Here is a 20971-nt window from a genome sequence, read left to right as displayed (position 1 = left end):
TTTTAGGCTCTTAGTTTTTTTTAACGCAAAGGCGCGAAGGTTTTTCGCAAAGCTCGCAAAGGTTTTTCTCAGTTTTGTCACTTCAGAAGAAGACGAAGAACACAAAGCTGTTCGGCATCTTTTTGTCATTCCGAGGAACGAGGAATCACACTAGGTATTCGATAAAAATTGGTGACATACTGTGCGGAGTTTCTTGTGTGATCTCTCCTTCGTCGAGATGACAAACCAAACGCCTATGTGTTTAAAAATTATTTAACATTCAAAGCATTAATAACCTCCGTGTTTATCTTGTTGACAGCTTTAAAATCCATTTTATCCACTTTCCTGTCGTAAGTCATAAAACCGTTTACTTCTCCTTCAACATCTGTTGTCTGAGTATAGACCGCAGCCGAGAATCCCGTTTTAACGTATTTTCGAAGCATTTCAGCGTACTTTATGTATTCGGCGGTAACTTCACTTGCATTTTTAAATTTAATGTAACCCCAGTTGTCATTTGCTCTCCACAAATGTCCTTCAAGCGGAAGACCGATTCCGCCATATTCTCCTAAAACGGTAACTCGTCTTGCATCATAAAGATACATTTCTGGGCCAGGATAGTTATGCAGATCTAAAATATCTCCCGTTTGGAAGTGATTTCCTCCACTTGCAGAGTTCGTTAAACGGCTCGAATCGTAGTTTTTCGTCCATTCTGTAATTTCAACGGTTTTAAATTGTCCCCAAGCTTCATTAAACGGAACCCAAACGACAATACTTGGATAAGAATACAAATGATCCATAATTTCTTTCCATTCTTTTCTGTAGATTTCTTCTGATTTTGCCGAACGCTGTAATTCTGTTCCTTCAAAGTATTTTCTATTTTGCCAAATCGGCTGATCGTCTCCGCTTGGCATATCTTGCCAAACCAAAATTCCCATTTGGTCGCAATGCGTATACCAGCGCTCTGGTTCTACTTTTACGTGTTTACGAATCATATTAAAACCTAATTCTTTCGTTTTAACGATATCGTATTTCAAAGCTTCATCAGTTGGCGCCGTGTACAGTCCATCTGGCCACCAGCCTTGATCTAAAGGTCCGAATTGGAAATAATCTTTGTTATTCAATTGCATTCTCATAATACCGTTTTCATCTCTTTTAGACGAGATTTTACGCATAGCAAAATAACTTTTCACCTCATCAACGACTTTATTTTTGCTGATTAAGCGAATTTTTGTCTGATACAAAAATGGACTTTCTGGTGACCATAATTTCAGATTATTCAAAACAATATCATTGCTTTCGCCCACAACCGACTTTTGATTGGCAATTTCTTTTCCATTGTCTAAAACTGAAATTTCTACTAAATCGCCTTTTTCTGCTCCATTTACCTCAGCTTTAATACTGATGGTATTTTGATCAATATTTGGCGTTGTTTTTAATTCTGTAATATTTTTAGCATTTACAGGTTCAATCCAAACGGTTTGCCAGATTCCTGTAACGGGAGTGTACCAAATTCCTTCAGGGTTTTTAACTTGTTTTCCTCTTGGCTGCGGCCCGTCATTTGAAGGATCCCAAACTTTTACAACCAATTTTTGATTTTTACCTTTTTGGATGAATGGCGTAATGTCAAATGAAAACGGCGTATATCCGCCAGTATGAGAACCCACTTTTATGTCGTTGATAAAAACTTCAGTTTTCCAATCGACAGCACCAAAATGCAACAGAATGTTTTTGCCATTCCAGCCAGATTCAATTGAAAAATTAGTTTCGTACCAAAGTTCATTTTTAGAACCAACTTCTTTCATTACGCCAGACAAACTAGATTCTGCCGCAAACGGAACCAGAATTTGTCCGTCGTATTTTGAAGGCGCTGCTTTTCCGAATTCTTGAATGCTGTAATTCCACAAGCCGTTTAAATTTTTCCATTGGCCACGCTCCATAATCGGACGCGGATATTCAGGCAATGGTTTCTTTGGATCGACTTGCTCTGCCCATTTTGTTTTAATTTTATCTCCTTGAGGTTTCCATTGTGCATTTGCTGCAAAGACCGAAAACAAGGCTAAAAAAAGGATACTTTTTCTCTTCATGCTTTATATTTATTAGGCATTAATTGTTGAATGAATGCCGTGATGTTTTTTCTAAATCAAAATGAATTACCGGGCTCATCTCCACATAAGCCCGATAATTACTGAACTAAACTAACTTAACTAACCAAGTTTTTAGTAGCATTAAGATTTTTGTATTAAGTATTAAGATTTTTTCCTAAGCACTCCTCACTTGCTCTTAATACTTAAAACTTCCATCTTAATTCTTCTTTCCGAATTTCTTCACTAAACTGTCGTATTCTTTTTTAGAGATTGTAATCATACAGCCGTGGCGCACTTTTTCTGGGAGACTGTATTTGTCCCAATCTGAGAAAAAAGTGTAGCCTGAGGCTTGAAACCAAGGTCCGTTTAGGTTATCTGCTATTGATAATCCGTACGAAACTCCTGGATATTGTTCGTAATACATGTACCATATTTTGTCATCTGGAGAAGGAATTAACATTGGCGCTTCCCTGAAGTTTGGACTGATAGATTGCTGAGGCAAAGAATAAGGTCCTAAAAGGGATTTTGATTTGGCAATTCGGATGGTTTTTCCGGTTGTCCAATACAAAGTTGGATACGTTTCATCTTTAATCACGGCGTAGTAGGAATCGCCAACTTTACGAATAAAAACATCAATTGTTCCCATATCCCAATCGAATAAGCGTTTTGGCGTTCCTTCGAAAGTTTTTAGATCTTTAGACAAAACATACAAAGTACGCTGACTTGCCCAATAACGTTCGCCATCTTCCTTTGTTCCTTCCAAATGCGGCGTATGCCACGTCATGATGAACTTTTCAGAAGGTGCATCGTAATATAATTTTGGCGCACCAATTCGCTGTAAAGCGTTTGAATAATCTGGTGTGCTTTTTAAATCTGGTGTATAATCGGAATGTTTTTTCCAAGTAATTAAATCATCTGAAACCCAAATATTGATACTTTTCGCATCATCTCCAGTATTTCCAGCGATATAATATTTTCCGTCCGGTCCTTTGCAGATATCTGGATGACCTTTGTAATCTTCAAAAACGCGTTTTCCGTTATTCAGGTTTTCCCAATGAAGTCCATCCAAACTAACAGAATAATATAATCTGCCGTAATCGTTATGCGTCATGTGCGCAAAAAGATAGGCTTCGTTTTTCGGTTTTTCATTTCCCTTCACTTGTCCAGGCGGATCTGGCTGTTGCGCTTTCGCTGAAAAGCCGACAATAATTACCATCGACAAAAGGAGCTGTTTTATTTTGTGTATTTTCATTGTCATTAGGTTTTATTTTTTTTGCCACGAATTCCACTAATTTTCACTAATTCTATTTTTTGCCACAGATTTCACAGATTAAAATGATTAAATCTGTTATTGAAAATTAAACACATAGAAACATAGATTTTTAATTACTCTTTGTTAAGATTAGAGAAAAAGCTAGCTTTCACACATAGCTATGTGCATTGAAATAAGTGAAACGCCTTTTTTAGACAAAGCAAAACTATGTTTCTATGTGTTTTAAAAATCTGTACAATCTGTAGCAAAAACAATTATCTAATCATCAAATTGACACATTGTCTAATTTTTCTTATTCGCCTCAGATGTCAGTTTCTTAATCAAATCAGTTTCTGCTTTTATGTATGGAGTTCCGTCTGTATGCAATACTTCGTGAAACCAGACTTTTGGTTCTGCTGTGTATGTTTTTGTCCAACTGTCCCAAGCGTATTTCGTTTGTGTTTTTCCGTCAACAAATCCCCAGTTGATCATACCAACATTGTATTTTCTCGCAATTGGCAAGAATCCTTCGAAAGTGCTTCCATTTGGTCTTGCCATATATTCTGTACACAATAATGGTTTTCCGTAACGTTGCAATTCTTTGATTACTTTTTCGAAATCCTGAGGCGTGTTGTAATTATGGAAAGAAACAATATCAGACTGCTCGATTTGCATTTTGTGCATTGGTTTCATTTTAGCTTCGTCGCTCCAATCTCCAACCCAAACTCCTGAAGTTAATGGCTGAGATGGATTGCTTGATCTCGCCCAAACAAAAATGTCTTTTAAAAGAGGCAGAATTAAATCGGCTTTGTTTTTAATTTCTACTTTTTCATAAGACGGTCCAGTCATATTATCTGGTTCGTTCCAAAGATCCCAACCCAAAATACGATTGTCATCTTTGAATTTTCCTACCGTTTCTTTTACGTATTTCTCTAAACGAGGATATTGTGTTTTATCCTGTAATGCTTTTTGCCCTGGAGCCTGAACCCAACCAGAATTATGCGTATGCGGTTTTGGCGCGCGTTGTTTTCCTAAAGCAGGAAACGGATCCCAGCAAGAATCAAACAAAACAAAAAGAATTTTGATGTGGTGTTTATCTGCAATTCCTAAAAAAGTGTCCATTCTTTTGTAAAGACCTTCGGCATCTTGCTGATGTAATAAATCGTGCAAATACACGCGCATTACATTCATTCCAAGACCTTCTGCCCAACCCAATTCTTGATCAATTCTTTTTGGATCAAAAGTATCTTCCTGCCACATCTCTAACTGATTTATAGCTGTGCTAGGAGAATAATTTGCTCCAACCAACCAAGATTGCGCTGCGTACCATTTATTGGCCTGATCTTTTGTCCAGATTTCTCTTTTTTCTACTGAAGTGGTTTCGCTTTTCTTTTCTTCAGGATTACTTTTTTTGTTGTTGCAGCTAAGCAATACTAGTCCTGCTAACATAAATGTCAGACACAATTTTACTTTCTTCATTCTAAATGTTATTTATTTTGAACAATTGTTCTTTATGATAAGGGAATCAGATTTTGTATTTCTGATTCCCTCAAAAAATCAGTTTTAATTCATTGAGTGATTTTTTCTATTCTTCAGGCTTAATTTAAATCTCTCTAAATCTGCTTTAATCTGTATAAATCTGCGTGAAAAATGGATGCAAAAAAGTATTTCACGCAGATTTTAAAAGATTTTAGCAGATCAAATTAGATTTTACTTGTTGAATGAAATTATCTTTGTTTCCATCCAATCCGTAATTTAATATCCAGAGTTTTGCTCCAGATTTGGATTATTATCTACATCTGATTGTGGAATTGGCAATCTGTGATTTTTTCCAACTGTAAAGTTTTTGAAATCAGGATCACGAACCGCAATCTTATCAACAGAAGCCTGAGTATCTAAATCTCCCCAACGTTTTAAATCTTCCCAACGAACACTCTCGCCAGCCAATTCTAAAACCCTTTCCATTTTTAGACGCTCTAAGAATTTATCATGATCGTTCCCAATTTCTGGATGCGCTGTTGCCAACGTATTCATGTTTGCACGAGCTCTTACTAAATCAACATATTGATATGCTTCAGCAGTACTTCCTAATTCGTTTAAAACTTCTGCATAACGCAATAAAACATCAGCATAACGAACCAATCTGTAGTTTACTTGGCTGTAATAATCTTCATTATTTCTGTAGTAATCACGGCTTCCTTTTCTGAACCAAGCTTCGTTATTATTCCATTCCCAGTCTTTTCCGTATGTTTTATCTCCAAAATCTGCTAATAATTGAGGATAATATAAAGTCCATCTTAATCTTTCGTCCAGTTTTCCGTCTTTGGTGTTTTCTTGCTTAAAAGCATCTACCAACCAAATACGAGCCTGACCATCTGACCATCCAATTCCTCTTGGAGCAAAAAATTGACTGCGATTGCTAGAAACAGCAGCATTTTGATCTTCTCCTGTTCCTCCTTTTCTCTGATCTCCAAATTGGATTTCAAAAACAGATTCGCTGTTATTTTCATTTACATCCGTAAAGTTGTCTCGGTAATTTGACACTAAACTATATTTAGCACCTGCACCAGAAATTAAATACTCTAAAGCGCCTTTTGCTTCAGTCCATTTGTGCTGCTGCATATATACTTTTGCTAGAAAAGCTTTTACAGCACCTTTATCAGGTCTACCTGTTTGATCATCTGCCCAATCATTTGGTAAATCTTCATAAGCTTCATTCAAATCTTTTTCGATTTGAGTCCACACTTCGGCTAGTTTTCTTTGCTGTGGCAAGTCTGATGGCAACGATGGCTCTAAAACCAATGGAATATCTTCCCAAAGAATTGCTGCATAGTAATAGTGTAATGCTCTAAAGAATTTAGCTTGCGCTAAAATTTTCTTTTTATCGTCTTCATTTTGAAACGTAATATTTGGAACATTTGCTAAAACCTGATTACATCTAAAAACCGCTTTGTAGGTATCTCTCCAAGTTACAGCGTTTCCTTCCCAGAAATTGTAATTGATATAATTGAATCTTGTCCAGTCTGCTAATTCTGTCCACGGACTAACGCTATAACCTTCGTCTGAAGTTAAATCTAAACGAAAATACATCCATCTTGCCCATAAACCATCTTTATAAAACATGGCATAAATAGAGTTAACACCAGCTTGTGCATCGCTCTCAGTTTTCCAATATTGACTTACTTGTATTTCATTAGGGCTGTCGAAATCAAGTTCTTTTTCACATGCCGTAAAAAAAAGACCTAGAGAAACTACGGCTATTATTGCTATTTTTTTCATTATGCTATTTTTTTAAAATTAAAAGCTAAACTCAACACCAAATGAATACGTCTGTAAATTTGGGAAAGCTCCGTTATCAACACCTCTTTCAAAAATATTTCCATTACTAAACTCAGGATCTAAACCTTTATATTTTGTAATTGTAATAACGTTTTGAGCTGATAATGTTAATCTTGCTCTTGTAATACCCGATTTATCTAAAACACTTTGCGGGATATTATATCCAAACCCAATGTACTTAAGACGGATAAAATCACCGTTTTCTAAGAATCTGTCGCTGTCTCCTCTTGAGTTTAATGTTGAACCTTTTGTAATTCTAGGGAAATCAGTATTTGGGTTTTCAGGTGTCCAAGGCTGGATTCCTTTTCTGTAGTTACTATTGTCATCAAAACGATCTACAACACTTCTAAATCCGTCATAAACAGTAGCTCCATGAGAAGCAATCCAGTTCATAGAAAAATCAAAACCTTTATATTCTGCTCCAGCATTCAGTCCCATTTCAAATTCTGGCCAAGGACTGCCCACAACCGCTTTATCTTCGTTAGTAATTTGTCCGTCTCCATTATTATCTTTAAAACGAATATCACCAGGAACAGCATTTGGCATAATTACTTTTCCATCAGCATTTTTATAATTGTCAATTTCCTGCTGATTTTGGAACAATCCATCAGTTTCCAAAACATACCACATTCCTACTGGCATACCCGCTCTTGTAACGGTATTTCCGGAGTAGTTTTCATTTTGTCCATTACCTAATGAAACCAGTTTGTTATTTACTTTGGTGAAATTTACAGAAGCATTGAAAGACAATTCATTGATTTTTTTGCTGTAAGCCAATTCAAATTCAAAACCTTTGTTTTCAACCGTTGCAGCATTAGAAATTGGGTTTCCTCCATCGTTTCCTGTAGTTAATAAAATTGGGAAACCAAATAATACGTCTTCTGTACGAGCAATAAAATAATCTGCCGTTAAACGTAAATCATTATTTAAAACACCAAGATCTAATCCCAAGTTGGTTTGTTTCAATTTTTCCCAACGAAGTTCAGGATTTGCTAATTTAACCTGTGTTGCTGAATTGTATGTATTTTGTCCATTACCTAAAACAATCAATCCATTTGTATTAACGAAGCTTTTGTATTCGTAATTTCCAATATTTCCTGAACCTAATTCTCCATAACTTCCTCTTAATTTTAAATCTTTAATAAAATCTGATTTAAAGAAAGATTCGTTGCTAATTCTCCATCCTGCAGAAACAGAAGGGAAATTTGACCATTTGTTTTCATCACTAAATCTTGATGATCCGTCACGTCTGATAACTGCATTAAATAAATAGCGATTATCATAGTTGTATTCTAATCTTCCTAAATATGACGCTAAAGCTGCTTCAGATATACTTCCTCCAACTACAGGATCAGTTCCTAAATCTAAAACCTCAAAATATTGCCCTGTTGCTGAATTTATTGGAAGGTTTCTTTTTTGACCATAAATAATATCATATTTGTCTTTTTGATAAGTCTGTCCTACTAAAACAGTTACATCATGTTTGCCAAATTCTTTTTTGAAAGTCAATGTATTTTCAAACAACATCATTTCTGATCTCGCTTTATTTTGATCTGTCAAAGCTGGATCTTGCGGCTGATTTAAAGTCCAGCTTCCCACCTTTCTCAAAAATTTATATGAATCAAAACTAGTTTCATAACCAAAATTGAAACGGTATTTCAACCAAGGAGCAAATTTTAATTCTGACCAGATATTTCCTCTAATTCTAAAATTTTGATTAATAACATTTGCAAAATCAGCAATTGCTAAAGGGTTAGTACCAAAAGTATCTGCAACTCCTTGTTTTCCGTATCCATATCCTCCCCAATTAGTTGGGTCATAAAGCGGAATTGTTGGTGTCATTCTATAAACATCAATAATTGGATTTCCAGACATTTCATCTGTTTTAGAATTACTGATTGCTAAGTTTTCTCCAATACTAAAAATTCCTTTTGTACCGCTTGAATTTACGCGGAATGAAATTCTGTCAAAATCGGTTCCTATAACAGTTCCTTCATTTCCAAAATAATTTCCAGACATAAAAAATGTTGAGTTTTCATTTCCTCCAGAAAAACTAGCATTATAATCTTGCATCATTCCTGTTTGAAAAGTTGCATCTTGCCAGTCTGTATTTACAGCCATGTTAAGATTCTGTCTTGGCAATCCGGCATTATCATAAGCCATGTTGTTGTATTTTGCAAACTCATCGGTCTCCATCAAATCATAACGTGGCATAGTTGTAAAACTGGTTTTTGCAGATACTTCAACCTGAAGCGGACCTTTTTTACCTTTTTTAGTCGTAATAATGATTACACCATTTGCTGCACGAGAACCATAGATTGCTGCTGCAGATGCATCTTTTAAAACCTGAATGCTTTCAATATCATTAGGATTAAAATCTCTGTTTGCAGAAGTTACTAAACCATCAATTACATATAATGGATTAGAACTTTGAAGATTTTTTAATCCACGGATTTCAACACTTGCTTCTTGTCCTGGGCGTCCGCCACCACGAACTTTAACTCCCGTTACTAAACCTTGTAATCCGTCAGCAACTGTAGTGATTTGTCGTTTCTGGATTTCTTCTGGTTTTACTAAAGCAACTGCTCCTGTAAGATCTTTTTTCTGTTGCGATCCGTAACCTACTACAACTATCTCATCGAGTTTCATTGCATCTTCTTCTAAAATAACACTTATAGAAGTTCGGTTGTTGATTGCAATTTCTGTTGTTTTATAGCCTTGCGAACTAAAAACTAATGTTTGGTTTCCGCCGACAGCAATTTTATAACTCCCGTCAAAATCGGTCACCGCGCCATTTTGGGTTCCTTTTATTAAAACATTCGCAAAAGGAATCGATTCCCCATTGGCGGCTGTAACTTTTCCCGTCACAGTAATCTGTTGGGCAAAAGCGGACTGCAGTAATAAACTAAAGAAAACCAAGAGGTAATATCTCTTTGTTAAAAAGTGAGTGAACGTTGTTTTCATTGATTTTTGCATTTTAGATAGTTTTATTTCTTTTTGTGGTTTGGTTTAATGAAATATTGAATTGTTTAATCGTCCGGAATACGAACAAAAAAAGAATTAATATTATCTGGTAATAATAAATTGTTCATTTTGTTTCAAAATTATTAATGGTTTAATTTTTCAAACTTAATTTTATTGATAGCGCATTTTTAGACTTAAAAAATTATCAATATCATTTATTTGATTTTTCAAAGTAGGCACTTTTTATTCAAAATAAAATGCTTCATTTGTGTCAATATCTATCTCAAATGATTCAAATTGTATTAAAAACAGCCCGTTTTCATTCAGCTGCAACATTTTGTAGAACATTGAGACGATTTGCAGAAAATTAGATTTTAGCTTAAAAAACAGCACTATGCGTAAATTCTTTCTTTTTTTATGTTTCAGCATTTTTTCGATAAATTTTTCGAATGCGCAAGAGTATTATTTTAAACATTTTCAGGTTGAAGAAGGACTTTCAAACAACACCGTTTTGACCTCAATACAAGATAATGACGGTTTTATGTGGTTTGGAACCAAAGATGGATTAAACCGATTTGATGGTTATCGTTTTAAAACCTATAGAAGCAGCGGAGATCCTATTCATAGTTTAGGAAGCAATTATATTCAATCACTTCACGAACATAATGGCACTATTTGGGTTGGAACTGATAAAGGTTTGTATCATTATGATAAAAAACAGGATCGTTTCACCATTTTGAATGAAGCCATAAATGATCGTATAAATGACATCAATCACGACCAAAAAGACAACATTTGGTTTGTTTCTGGCAACATTTTGTATAAGTATGCACCAAAAAAGCAGCAAACAACCACTTTCAATCCAAACAAATATTTCATTACGACTTCGATTACGAAAGATTATAAAGGCGAAATCTGGGCTTCTTCTTTAAATAAAATCTATCATTATTCTGAAGAAAACCTTTCTTTTGAAAATATTCCGCTTAATCCGCCAGCGAATAAAGCTAATTTTAGAATTACAGTTATTTATGCCGTAGATCAGGAAAATATTGTAATTGGGACACAAGACAACGGCGTACTCCTATATAATAGAAAAGACAAAACGACAAGCGAGCTGAAATTTGGCATTAAAGAACCTGTTTTTGTGCGTCAGTTCAGAAAGAAAGGAAACGACGAACTCTGGATTGCGAGCGAATCTGGAGTTTATGTTTATAATTTGAAAACTAAAACCGCTATAAATCTTAAAAAAAATTACAACGATCCGTATGCGATTTCAGACAATGCGGCCTACTCTATTACTATTGATAAAGAAAACGGAATCTGGATTGGAACGTATTTTGGCGGTGTCAATTACCATCAAAAACAATACACACAGTTTAAAAAGTATTTTCCACAGAACAATCAAAACTCCATTAGCGGAAGCGCAGTAAGAGAAATTCATAAAGACGATCACGGAGATTTATGGATTGGAACGGAAGATGCGGGCGTGAATCGTTTTGACCCGAAAACACAAAAATTCACTTCTTATAATGTTTCTTATTATAATATTCATGCTTTAATGCCAAGAAAAGATAAAATCTGGGTCGGAACTTTTGAGCATGGTTTGGATGTTTTAGACCGAAATTCGGGTGCGATTCTAAAGCATTACAGCGCAAATGACGGACGAAGCAGATTACATAGCAACTTTATTTTTTCTTTTTATGAAATGAAGAATAACGACCTGATTGTAGTGACAACATCGGGACTTTACCGTTATAACGAACAAGCAGATAATTTTGAAATACTGAAATTCTTCCCAGAAACGTATCATTATACCAATATGAAGGAAGACAGCGACGGCAATCTCTGGGCAGGAAGTTACCGCGACGGATTGTTGTTTTATAATCCAAAAACGAAGAAAAAAGAGGTTTTTACGTATGATTATAAAAATCCAAAAGGAATTAGCAATAATACCATCAATGCCATTTTTGAAGATTCTTCGAGAAACTTATGGATTGCAACAGAAAATGGTTTAAATCTGGTAAACAGAAAAAATCACACTTTTACCAAATTCACAACCAAAAACGGAATGCCAAGCAACGTTTTCTATTCTATTTTAGAAGATGATTCTAAAAATCTTTGGTTAACGACTTCTAAAGGTTTGGTGAAATTTGGCCCAGATCATAAAACGATCAAGATTTTTACCACCGCAAACGGATTACTGAGCGATCAGTTCAATTACAATTCGGCTTTTAAAGATGCAAATGGCGATATGTATTTTGGAAACTTGAACGGAATGATCAGTTTTAATCCGAAGCATTTCAGTAAAAACAAATACACTCCTTTTATTTACATTACCAATCTTCAGATCAATAATAAGGACATAGAAGTAAATAGCCCCGACTCGCCTATTTCGCAATCTATTTCTTTTCTTGACGAATTGGAATTGAACAATAGCCAATCGTCTTTCAATCTCGAATTTGCGTCTTTAAATTACACCGCACCAGAATTGACCGAATATTGGTTTCAATTGGAGAATGTAAATAATGATTGGGTTTATTTGGGAAGAAACAACAAAGTTTTCTTTACCGAACTTGCTCCTGGCGATTATATTTTTAAAGTAAAATCATTGAATAGTTTTGGCGTTTGGAGCAAAGAAGTAAAACTCAAAATCAGAATTCTTCCACCATTTTATGCGAGCATTTATGCTTATTTGCTTTATTTCTTATTAATCTGCGCTGGTTTTTATTATATCATTCGTTATTCTCAAAATCTCACACAGATTAAGAATAACCGTAAAATAAAACATTTGAATGATGAAAAAGAGAAAGAAATCTATCAGGCAAAAATTGACTTTTTTACGAATGTAGCACACGAAATCAGAACACCTCTGACTTTGATTAAAGGACCTTTGGAAAAGCTTTTAGGAATGAAATACGAATCGGAAGATGTGCCACAGCATCTTTCGATTATGAAGAAAAACACTTCTCGTTTATTGAAATTGGTAAATGAATTGCTTGATTTTAGAAAATCGGAAATTGGCGGTTTGAAATTGACTTTCGTCGAAGCGAATATTTCTTCGATGGTTCGAAATTTTCATTTAAGATTCAGTCAGCTAATTGAAGAACGCGAACTTGAATTTTATTTGGAATTGGGAGAAAAAGACATTCATGCTTTTGTAGATAAAGAAGCCTTCAAGAAGATTCTCAGCAATTTGATCAATAATGCGATTAAATATTCGAATAAAAAAGTTTCCATTTCTTTATTTAGAGATGAAAAGAAACTGACTTTAATCGTAAAAAATGATGGAAGTGTAATTCCGATTCATTTAAAAGACAAGATTTTTGAGCCGTTTTTTAGAGTTGATGATAGCAGTACGGCTTCAGGAACTGGAATTGGACTTTCGCTGGCACATTCGCTGGCACAATTGCACAATGGAAGTTTAGAATTGGTTGCAGATTCTCAATACAATATTTTCGAATTGGTCGTTCCATTGCATCAAGAAGAAGAATTTATGCTTTATGCTGATTCTGAAAAAGAGCAAACAGAAAACGAAATGCCAAAAGAACCAGTTGAAATTAAAAACGAAAAAGCGCAGATTTTAGTTGTAGAAGACAATGAAGATCTTTTGAGTTTTATTACAACGGAATTGGCAGGAACTTACGTTATTTTAAAAGCAGAAAATGGTGAAGAAGCATTGAAAATCATTCATAATGAAAACATTCAACTCGTAATTTCTGATGTCACAATGCCAATTATGGATGGAATTACGATGTGCAAAAAGATCAAAACAAATCTAGAAACGAGTCATATCCCTGTGATTTTATTGACGGCGAAAAACTCATTAAAATCACAAATCGACGGACTTGAAGTTGGTGCAGATGCTTACGTTGCAAAACCTTTTTCGATGGATTATTTGAAAGTTCAAGCCCATAATTTGATCGAAAACCGAAGACAGATCATGAATTATTATGCGAGTTCTCCGCTTTCGCACATTAAAAGCATTGCGCACAACAAAACAGACGAAAAATTCCTCAAAAAACTAGACGACGAAATCCTTAAAAACATCACCGATCAGGATTTAAGTGTAGAATCACTAGCCGAAATCATGAATATGAGCCGCTCGACTTTATACCGAAAAATCAAAGACATTACAAATCTGAGTCCGAACGAATTAATCAATATTGTCCGTCTCAAAAGAGCAGCAGAATTGTTATTGAATGAAAACTATAAAATGTACGAAATTGCAGAAATGGTAGGCTACAAATCGCAAACGAGTTTTGGTCGAAATTTCCAAAAACATTTTAATATGTCACCAACGGATTATATCAATGCGAATAGATAATTAGAAAATGTGTCAATTAGATAATGAGATAATGCAAGTAATTGACTAATCATCTAATTGGCACATTGCCTCATTTTTTAATTCCTAAAAGAGAATACAATTCATCCTTTTTATTTAGAGCGGCAGAAATAGTTTTTCCATCAATCAATTCAACGATATTTCCGTTTAAGCTTCTCACCGCTTCCAGATTTAGAATAAAAGAACGCTGAACACGAAAGAACATGGGGAGTTTCAGCACTTCTTCCATCGCTTTTAGAGTGCCTAGAGTGGTGTAAGATCCACCATTGATTACAAATTTCAAATAATCGCCTTGCGCTTCGACATAAAGAATTTCATTCAGCAGAATCTTAATCAGTTTTCCTTCTGATTTTATAAAAATACGATCCGAATTGATTTGGTGAACCGAAGTTGTTTTCTTTAGCGAAAGATACTCTTTGGCTCGATTTACGGCTTTCAGGAAACGATCAAAACGAACGGGTTTTAAAAGATAATCTGCGGCACCAGTATCAAATCCTTCCAAAGCAAAATTGCGATGCGCCGTGATGAAAATAATAACTGGAGCGTTGGTAAGCGATTGCGCTAATTCTAAACCATTAAATTTAGGCATTTCGATGTCGCTGAAAACAATATCTGCTTCATTTTCTTGCAGAAATAACAGCGCTTTAGAAGCTTCTCCAAATGAAGCTTGCAATTCCAAAAACGGTATTTCAGCAATAAAAGATTCGATAATATCTCTTGCAATTGGTTCGTCGTCAACGATTATGCATTTCAACTTTTCCATTATTTTCTTAAAACTATTTTTAAATCGACTTTAAACGAATTTTCAAGTCTTTTAATTTCTAATTCATATTGATTCGGATACAGCAATTCTAGACGTTTACGAGTGTTCTCTACTCCTATTCCGCTAAAATTAGAATCGTTTATTGTTTCCTCCGAATCGTTTTCTAAACTAAACCAAAAAGTATTCTTTTCGATCTTGATGTCAAGTTTTATAAAAGCGCTTTTGCTTTTCAAACCGTATTTAAAAGCATTTTCTATAAAAGTAAAAGTCAAAAGCGGTGCAAGAAAAAGTCCTGCGGTTTGTCCTTCAATAGTAACTTTAATATCCGTTTCATCGTCATAACGCATTTTTTCTAAAGCGATATAATTTTGGATGAAATCCAATTCTTTCTCCAAACGCACAATTTCAGTATTCGATTCATACAAAGTATAACTCATAATATCTGAAAGATTCAGTATTATTTCTGGAGCTAAATTGTCTTTTCGAACGGTCAAACCATATAGATTATTCAAAGTATTGAACAAAAAATGCGGATTCAGCTGTGCTTTCAAAAAGTCTTTTTCAATTTGAATATTCTGAATTTCTAAGGCTGTTTTTTCTCTTTCAATCTGGAATTTTTTGTTGTACAGTTTCGCGATTTCAACCAAGATTTTAGCAAAACAAAAGGGAGAAAGCAGTGAAATAATTATAATCGTCTGTGAAAGCATTCTTTTTGGAGAAACGGCTTCTAGAAAAGTCTGTTGCGCACTCATTTTAATTACACCTTTTAATTCTCCAAAAGTAATTTCAAGACCTAAATTGTAATATATCAATGAAATAAAGTACGTTGCGGCCATCCAAACAAAAATCAAAATTGGAAAAAGCAATAACAACAGGATTATAATTCTAGTTTTACTTCCTGAAAATATATTTGGCAACAAAAAATAGAATAGCATATAAAACACCATCATGTTGACCAAAGCCATTCTTATCGTTAGTAAAACGGCATCAAAATAGACTAATTTATAGCCAATTACATAGCTCAAAAACAGCAAAATAGAAAAGCTTAACCACATGAGAATGTGCAGTAAAATTCGATTTCTTGTGGTGAAAAAATGATCAAAATTTAGCGGTGTCATTTTATCTAAAAAATATCCCGAAGTAGATGTGGTATTTGGCATGTAGTTGAATTGTAAAGCAGTTTCAAATATAATTTATTTTTTTCCAGTGAATACGGAAATATATTAACACATAGAAACATAGATTTTCTTTGCGTTTAGAGACGTTTGAAAAAGTTTATATCTATGTGTGAGAAACTAGTTTCTTTCTCTTTTCTTTTTCGAAATAAAAAAATCTACGTTTCTATGTGTTTAAAAATCAATTGCAGATTGAGTTTATTTTTTATAAAATTCTAATAACCGCATTGATCAAATTAATCGTGTTATGCCCCAGAATAGAATAAATTAGATTTCCTGAAAAATTTCTCAAAATACCTACACTAAATGAAGAGATTACGGTCAGATAAACCATTGTTATAAGATCAAATTTCAGATGCAAATCTTGATCTAAAACAGCGCCATGAGAAACTCCAAATAAAACAGTTACAATGATAAATGCCCAGCCAAATTTTACTCCGTGATACTTCCGTGTTGGTGCAAAAGCTTTCTCTAAAAGCCATAAAGAGATTCCTCTAAAAAGGATTTCTTCTGTTAATCCGGGCATTGTAGCCTGAAAAAGAAAGGTTTCTAAATCGAAATTTCCTCCTTTTGGAAATAAAATCAGTTTGAAGATAATATCGAAAAAAGTAAATCCGAAGAAAACCATTAATCCGAATTTTAAATTGTTTTTGGAGTTGGTTTCAGAAGTAAATCCGATTTTAATTCTTTCTTCTTTTGAAACTGAAAAAATGATAATCAATCCTAAAATTAAACTCAAGATTTTTCCAGCCCAATTGAATTTTAAATCTAAATCAATTAATTGTTTTCCTGAAGCCTGCAAAAACACATCAGCAAAAAAATATAAAATGAAAAATACCAAATATTTCAAATTAGATTTTTCAGTTTTTAAATGTGCAATAACAATAAGCGGTGCAATTAATACTATCCAAAGAAGTGGCGTAAATAGTGACATAATTTTGATTTTTAAGGTTTTAATTTGAATCAAAAGTATTTACGCCATTTAAAGTTTTCAAGTGTATTCGGTAGAACACAGAGTTTAGTCCGTGAAAATGTCTTTTTATCCGATAAGACAATTCGGCAATGTGTCAATTAGATAATGAGGCAATGCAAGTAATTAACTAATTTTCTCAGGGTTATATAGCATTGCAGTACACAAACAGTTTTTTCTTTCTTTGCTTAATAAAATTGGGCAATTGATACAGCTTTTGCAGTTTTCCCAAAAAAGTTCATCGTTTGGCAATTCAGAATAAGTAACAGGTTCAAAACCGAGTTCGTGATTCATTTTCATAACGGCAAGACCTGTCGTCAGGCTAAATATTATTGCTTTTGGGTATTTTTGACGGCTAAGTTCAAAAATCTTTCTTTTAATTTTTTTGGCTAATCCCGTATTTCTAAACTCTGGCGCAACAATTAATCCAGAATTAGAAACATATTTTCCGTTTTCCCATGAAGATATAAAAGCAAAACCCGCCCATTTTCCTTTTGATGTAAAAGCGATAATAGCTTCACCTTCTATCATCTTTTTTGCAAGCAATTCGGGAGGTCGACCTGAAATACCAGTTCCGCGAGCTTTGGCCGATGATAGCGTTTCTTCACAAATCTGATTTATATAATGAATATGTTCTAGTTTAGCTTCTTCTATAATGAAATCATAAGGTTCAATATTTTCTTCATTAGAAGAAAAAATAGCTGTATCGCTTTTATACTGAATGGTTTTCATAATATGCACTAAACTATTTTAGCGATTAGCATAACAGTAATAAAAAGAACTACAGTAAACACCATCAAGTTGACGAATCGATCTTTATTTCGTCTAGATTTATTTGAAGTATATATTTTTGTGATTTCCTTACTTCTACTTCTATTTGTTTTCATGCTTTTTAATGTTTTTTAGGTTAAGAAAATGGAGTTGATAAAATAACCTCCATCGTTAACTGGAAAAAACAAAAGCTATGCCACGGCAACTCAAAACAACATAAACCACTAATTATAAATCAAATAACAAAAAATCAGCTTTGGTCAATTTATAAAAGCTTATCAAAATGATAAAATCTTATTCAAAATGAAAGGGATAAAAAACAAAAAAGCTCTAAATCGAAATTTAGAGCTTTCTATAATTATATAGACTTGTAAATTAGTCCCATTGATTGTTTTTAGAAAGTGCAAATTTTCCAGCACCTGTAAAAAACAAAGCTACAGCACCAAAAAGGTAAAGCATTAATAATTCTAAAGCATAACCTCCGTGTTCACTGATTGAGAAAATATCTTGAGCGTGAGCTGTTGCAATCGCTACTATACAAGTAAAAGCCAAAAGACCTGCAGCAATTCTAGTTCTGAATCCTAATAAAATAGCAATCGGAGCTAAAACTTCACCAATATAAACCGCATATCCAAATGCACCCATGTTTTCTACAAGAAATGAAATTCCGTGAATCAGTTTAGAAACACCGTGAAAAAGCATTAATCCACCAGTACTGATACGCAATAGCAATAATCCAAGGTCTGTGTTTTTTGAAATCATAAATAATTTTGTTTAGGTTAAAATTTAAATACAAATTGGGCTTGTAAGCGACTAAAATACATAAATTTTATGATTCCAAAACTATATTATTTAAAATTATTCTAAATAACTATTTTAAGCTAACACAGACTAGATTTTTAACTCTTAAAACTTCACGGCAATCTTTCCGATTGTTCTTCCAGACTCTAAAAGTTCGTGGGCTTTTTTCAAATTTTCAGCTGTAAGTCCGTTTAAAGTCGTGTTTAAAGTAGTTTTCAAAATACCATCATCTAACAAGTCTGCTACAATATTTAAAATATTGTGCTGTTCTACCATGTCTTCTGTTTGGTACATAGAACGCGTGTACATCAATTCCCAAGAGAAAGAGACACTTTTGCTTTTCAATTTGGTTAATGCAACAGGATCGCTGCTTCCTGTAATCGATGCAATATGTCCTTGCGGTTTAATCAACTCGACCATTGTGTCCCAATAAGCATTCGTGTCAACGAAATCCAAAATAAAATCAACATACTCAAAACCTGCTTCACGAACAGTAGAAACCAAATCTTTATGATCTACTACAAAATCAGCTCCTTGTTTTTTACACCAATCAATTGTTTCAGGACGAGACGCTGTTGCAATAACAGTCAAACCTGCGATTTTCTTAGCCAATTGAATCGCAATTGAACCAACTCCTCCTGCTCCACCAATAATCAAAATTGATTTTCCTTTGTCTTTCTCAGCACTTATTCTTATTCTATCAAACAAAATTTCCCACGCTGTCAAAGCTGTTAACGGAATTACAGCAGCTTCTTCAATACTTAATGATTTTGGTTTTCTGCCAACAATTCTTTCGTCAATAATTTGATATTCAGCATTGCTTCCTTGTTTGGTAATATCTCCAGCATAATAAACGGGATCTCCTACTTCAAACAAAGTTACATCTTGACCAACGGCCTGAACGATTCCGACAGCATCCCAACCAATAATTTTTGGTGTTTCTAAAACAGTATCTTTCGCACTATTTTGGCGAATTTTAAAATCGACTGGATTTACTGAAATCGCATCAATTTTAACTAATAAATCGTGTGGCCCTGGAATTGGTTTTACTGCTTCAAATTCGATAAAACTTTCTGGGTTTTCTATGGCTAATGATGTTTTAAATCCTATTGCTTTCATTTCTTTTTAATGTTAAATTAAAATATAGTACAAATATAAGCTGAGTTGAAATCTTGTAATTGGTATATATTGAGTGTATATTGGTACATATTAAGCAAAGTATATTTTTGTTTCACGCAGATTTAGCAGATTATTGCAGATTTTTTATTTAGAATCTGCTTAAATCTTTTTAATCCCGAAGCTATCGGAGCGTGAAATAATTATAAAGCCTAAATTTGCTAAAAAGCACTTCAAAATGAATATCAGAAAAGCCGAAAAATCAGACTCAAAATATATCGCTCCTATATTATTATTAGCAATGGAAGATATCATTTATAAATTTATAGCAAAAAAAGATTACGCTTCCGCAAAAGGCTTTCTGCAATACTTCATTGAAAGAGAAAACAATCAATACTCTTATCAAAATTGTTTTGTTGCTGAAGAAAACAATGAAATCATTGGCGCTATCAATATATATAAAGGTGGAGACATTGAAGAATTAAGAAATCCAATAATTGAATACGTCAGAAAACACCATAATCCAGAATTTGATCCAGAATTTGAAACGCGTGAAGGAGAATATTATATTGACTCTTTAGGCGTGAATCCGAAATTTCAAGGAAAAGGAATTGGTTCGAAACTGCTTCGTTTTTTAATTGATCAATATGTTCACGAAAACAGCGAGACTTTAGGGTTATTGGTTGAAGAAGATAATCCGTTGGCAAAAAACCTCTATTTAAAATTAGGATTTAAGGTGGTTGGCGAAAAAACTCTGGTTGGAAAAAAACTGGAACATCTTCAAATACAACTTAAATAAACGCCTGTATTCTCATTTTTGTGCATTTTATCGCTTATTTCAAACAATTTGACGATCATTCTGTCGTTATTACAAAATAACCAGCTGACTTTTCTTTAATTATCAAAAAGAAAATAGTTCAATTACACTGAAATAAAAATTAATTTATAGAATGAAAAACATAACAATATTAGAAGCAGGTCTAATTTTAAGAATAGTTTTAGGAATCACAATGCTTTCAGCGGTTGCTGATCGATTTGGAATTTGGGGAGCGCCAGGCTCAAACGCAGTTGCTTGGGGAAATTGGGAAAACTTCGTTATTTATACACAAACTCTAAATCCTTATGCAAACAGAGATATTGCAGAAATTCTAGGCGGAATTGCCACTTTCTTTGAAGTTTTACTGAGTTTATTATTGTTATTTGGTTTCAAAACCAGAATTGCCGCTTTAGGAACTGCATTTTTAATGTTCTTTTTTGCATTTGCAATGTCAGTTTCGGTTTCCGTAAAAGCGCCACTTGATTATTCCGTTTGGACAAGCTGTGCTGCCGCTTTATTGTTGGCTAATATTGGCAAAACATCTTTTGCGGTAGACAATAGAATTTAAACAACTAAATCACTAACTATAAAAGCGTTA

14 protein-coding genes are annotated in these 20971 nt (G+C 33.9%); 3 read left to right on the top strand and 11 right to left on the bottom strand.

Features of this window, described 5'->3' with window-relative positions:
- Positions 1–248 precede the first annotated feature (248 nt).
- The 5 genes from V6624_RS14180 to V6624_RS14160 form a co-directional block, all read right to left on the bottom strand.
- Positions 249–2063 (bottom strand): glycoside hydrolase family 2 protein, encoded by a 1815-nt coding sequence (locus tag V6624_RS14180; protein WP_338839027.1) that lies wholly within the window; start codon positions 2061–2063, stop codon positions 249–251.
- A 217-nt stretch (positions 2064–2280) separates the two neighbouring features.
- A complete protein-coding gene (locus V6624_RS14175) occupies positions 2281–3315 on the bottom strand; it encodes a glycoside hydrolase family 43 protein (RefSeq protein ID WP_111290462.1) in 1035 nt (344 codons plus the stop codon).
- 303 nt (positions 3316–3618) lie between these two features.
- Entirely contained in the window at positions 3619–4794 is a 1176-nt protein-coding gene (locus V6624_RS14170; protein WP_338839026.1) for a cellulase family glycosylhydrolase, read from the bottom strand.
- 276 nt (positions 4795–5070) lie between these two features.
- Complete coding sequence (locus V6624_RS14165) at positions 5071–6594, bottom strand: RagB/SusD family nutrient uptake outer membrane protein (protein ID WP_111290460.1); 1524 nt, start codon at positions 6592–6594, stop codon at positions 5071–5073.
- A gap of 18 nt (positions 6595–6612) precedes the next feature.
- On the bottom strand, positions 6613–9618 hold the full coding sequence (locus V6624_RS14160; RefSeq protein WP_338839025.1) for a TonB-dependent receptor: 3006 nt from the start codon (positions 9616–9618) through the stop codon (positions 6613–6615).
- Positions 9619–10012: 394 nt separating this feature from the next.
- Here V6624_RS14160 and V6624_RS14155 point away from each other — a divergent pair, with 394 nt between their 5' ends.
- Positions 10013–13942: a hybrid sensor histidine kinase/response regulator transcription factor gene (locus V6624_RS14155; RefSeq protein WP_338839023.1), complete on the top strand. Its 3930-nt coding sequence runs from the start codon at positions 10013–10015 to the stop codon at positions 13940–13942.
- 70 nt (positions 13943–14012) lie between these two features.
- On the opposite strand, the gene V6624_RS14150 is transcribed toward V6624_RS14155, so the two are convergent.
- The 6 genes from V6624_RS14150 to V6624_RS14125 all read right to left on the bottom strand — a co-directional run bounded on the left by V6624_RS14150 (position 14013) and on the right by V6624_RS14125 (position 19559).
- Positions 14013–14723 (bottom strand): LytR/AlgR family response regulator transcription factor, encoded by a 711-nt coding sequence (locus V6624_RS14150; RefSeq protein ID WP_111290456.1) that lies wholly within the window; start codon positions 14721–14723, stop codon positions 14013–14015.
- Positions 14723–15883 carry a sensor histidine kinase gene (locus tag V6624_RS14145; protein ID WP_111290455.1) on the bottom strand — a complete coding sequence of 387 codons (1161 nt, stop codon included), beginning with the start codon at positions 15881–15883 and terminating at the stop codon, positions 14723–14725. Before V6624_RS14145 ends, V6624_RS14150 begins: the two co-directional genes overlap by 1 nt.
- Before the next feature lie 220 nt (positions 15884–16103).
- Positions 16104–16832 carry a CPBP family intramembrane glutamic endopeptidase gene (locus V6624_RS14140; RefSeq protein WP_111290454.1) on the bottom strand — a complete coding sequence of 243 codons (729 nt, stop codon included), beginning with the start codon at positions 16830–16832 and terminating at the stop codon, positions 16104–16106.
- A 162-nt stretch (positions 16833–16994) separates the two neighbouring features.
- Positions 16995–17600 carry a GNAT family N-acetyltransferase gene (locus V6624_RS14135; protein ID WP_111290453.1) on the bottom strand — a complete coding sequence of 202 codons (606 nt, stop codon included), beginning with the start codon at positions 17598–17600 and terminating at the stop codon, positions 16995–16997.
- Between the two features lie 414 nt (positions 17601–18014).
- On the bottom strand, positions 18015–18401 hold the full coding sequence (locus V6624_RS14130; protein WP_338839022.1) for a DoxX family protein: 387 nt from the start codon (positions 18399–18401) through the stop codon (positions 18015–18017).
- Positions 18402–18545: 144 nt separating this feature from the next.
- Positions 18546–19559, bottom strand: coding sequence for a zinc-binding alcohol dehydrogenase family protein (locus V6624_RS14125; RefSeq protein WP_111290451.1), 1014 nt, complete (start codon positions 19557–19559; stop codon positions 18546–18548).
- Positions 19560–19794: 235 nt separating this feature from the next.
- On the opposite strand from V6624_RS14125, the gene V6624_RS14120 reads away from it, so the two are divergent.
- Together V6624_RS14120 and V6624_RS14115 are read left to right on the top strand one after the other, a co-directional pair.
- Positions 19795–20355 carry a GNAT family N-acetyltransferase gene (locus tag V6624_RS14120; protein ID WP_111290450.1) on the top strand — a complete coding sequence of 187 codons (561 nt, stop codon included), beginning with the start codon at positions 19795–19797 and terminating at the stop codon, positions 20353–20355.
- Positions 20356–20506: 151 nt separating this feature from the next.
- The gene (locus tag V6624_RS14115) at positions 20507–20941 is read left to right on the top strand and encodes a DoxX family membrane protein (protein WP_111290449.1); all 435 of its coding nucleotides are present in this window, start codon (positions 20507–20509) and stop codon (positions 20939–20941) included.
- The last annotated feature ends 30 nt before the right edge of the window (positions 20942–20971 follow it).

Origin of the sequence: Flavobacterium ginsenosidimutans (assembly GCF_037478105.1) — a bacterium.
GTDB classification, from domain to species: Bacteria; Bacteroidota; Bacteroidia; order Flavobacteriales; family Flavobacteriaceae; genus Flavobacterium; species Flavobacterium ginsenosidimutans.
This window is presented reverse-complemented; position numbering and strand designations above follow the sequence as displayed.

What these genes read in the sequence shown, in the direction of transcription:
- V6624_RS14180 (WP_338839027.1), bottom strand. Translation starts at nt 2,063, where the DNA reads ATGAAGAGAAAAAGTATCCTTTTTTTAGCCTTGTTTTCGGTCTTTGCA.
- V6624_RS14175 (WP_111290462.1), bottom strand. Translation starts at nt 3,315, where the DNA reads ATGAAAATACACAAAATAAAACAGCTCCTTTTGTCGATGGTAATTATT.
- V6624_RS14170 (WP_338839026.1), bottom strand. Translation starts at nt 4,794, where the DNA reads ATGAAGAAAGTAAAATTGTGTCTGACATTTATGTTAGCAGGACTAGTA.
- V6624_RS14165 (WP_111290460.1), bottom strand. Translation starts at nt 6,594, where the DNA reads ATGAAAAAAATAGCAATAATAGCCGTAGTTTCTCTAGGTCTTTTTTTT.
- V6624_RS14160 (WP_338839025.1), bottom strand. Translation starts at nt 9,618, where the DNA reads ATGAAAACAACGTTCACTCACTTTTTAACAAAGAGATATTACCTCTTG.
- V6624_RS14155 (WP_338839023.1), top strand. Translation starts at nt 10,013, where the DNA reads ATGCGTAAATTCTTTCTTTTTTTATGTTTCAGCATTTTTTCGATAAAT.
- V6624_RS14150 (WP_111290456.1), bottom strand. Translation starts at nt 14,723, where the DNA reads ATGGAAAAGTTGAAATGCATAATCGTTGACGACGAACCAATTGCAAGA.
- V6624_RS14145 (WP_111290455.1), bottom strand. Translation starts at nt 15,883, where the DNA reads ATGCCAAATACCACATCTACTTCGGGATATTTTTTAGATAAAATGACA.
- V6624_RS14140 (WP_111290454.1), bottom strand. Translation starts at nt 16,832, where the DNA reads ATGTCACTATTTACGCCACTTCTTTGGATAGTATTAATTGCACCGCTT.
- V6624_RS14135 (WP_111290453.1), bottom strand. Translation starts at nt 17,600, where the DNA reads ATGAAAACCATTCAGTATAAAAGCGATACAGCTATTTTTTCTTCTAAT.
- V6624_RS14130 (WP_338839022.1), bottom strand. Translation starts at nt 18,401, where the DNA reads ATGATTTCAAAAAACACAGACCTTGGATTATTGCTATTGCGTATCAGT.
- V6624_RS14125 (WP_111290451.1), bottom strand. Translation starts at nt 19,559, where the DNA reads ATGAAAGCAATAGGATTTAAAACATCATTAGCCATAGAAAACCCAGAA.
- V6624_RS14120 (WP_111290450.1), top strand. Translation starts at nt 19,795, where the DNA reads ATGAATATCAGAAAAGCCGAAAAATCAGACTCAAAATATATCGCTCCT.
- V6624_RS14115 (WP_111290449.1), top strand. Translation starts at nt 20,507, where the DNA reads ATGAAAAACATAACAATATTAGAAGCAGGTCTAATTTTAAGAATAGTT.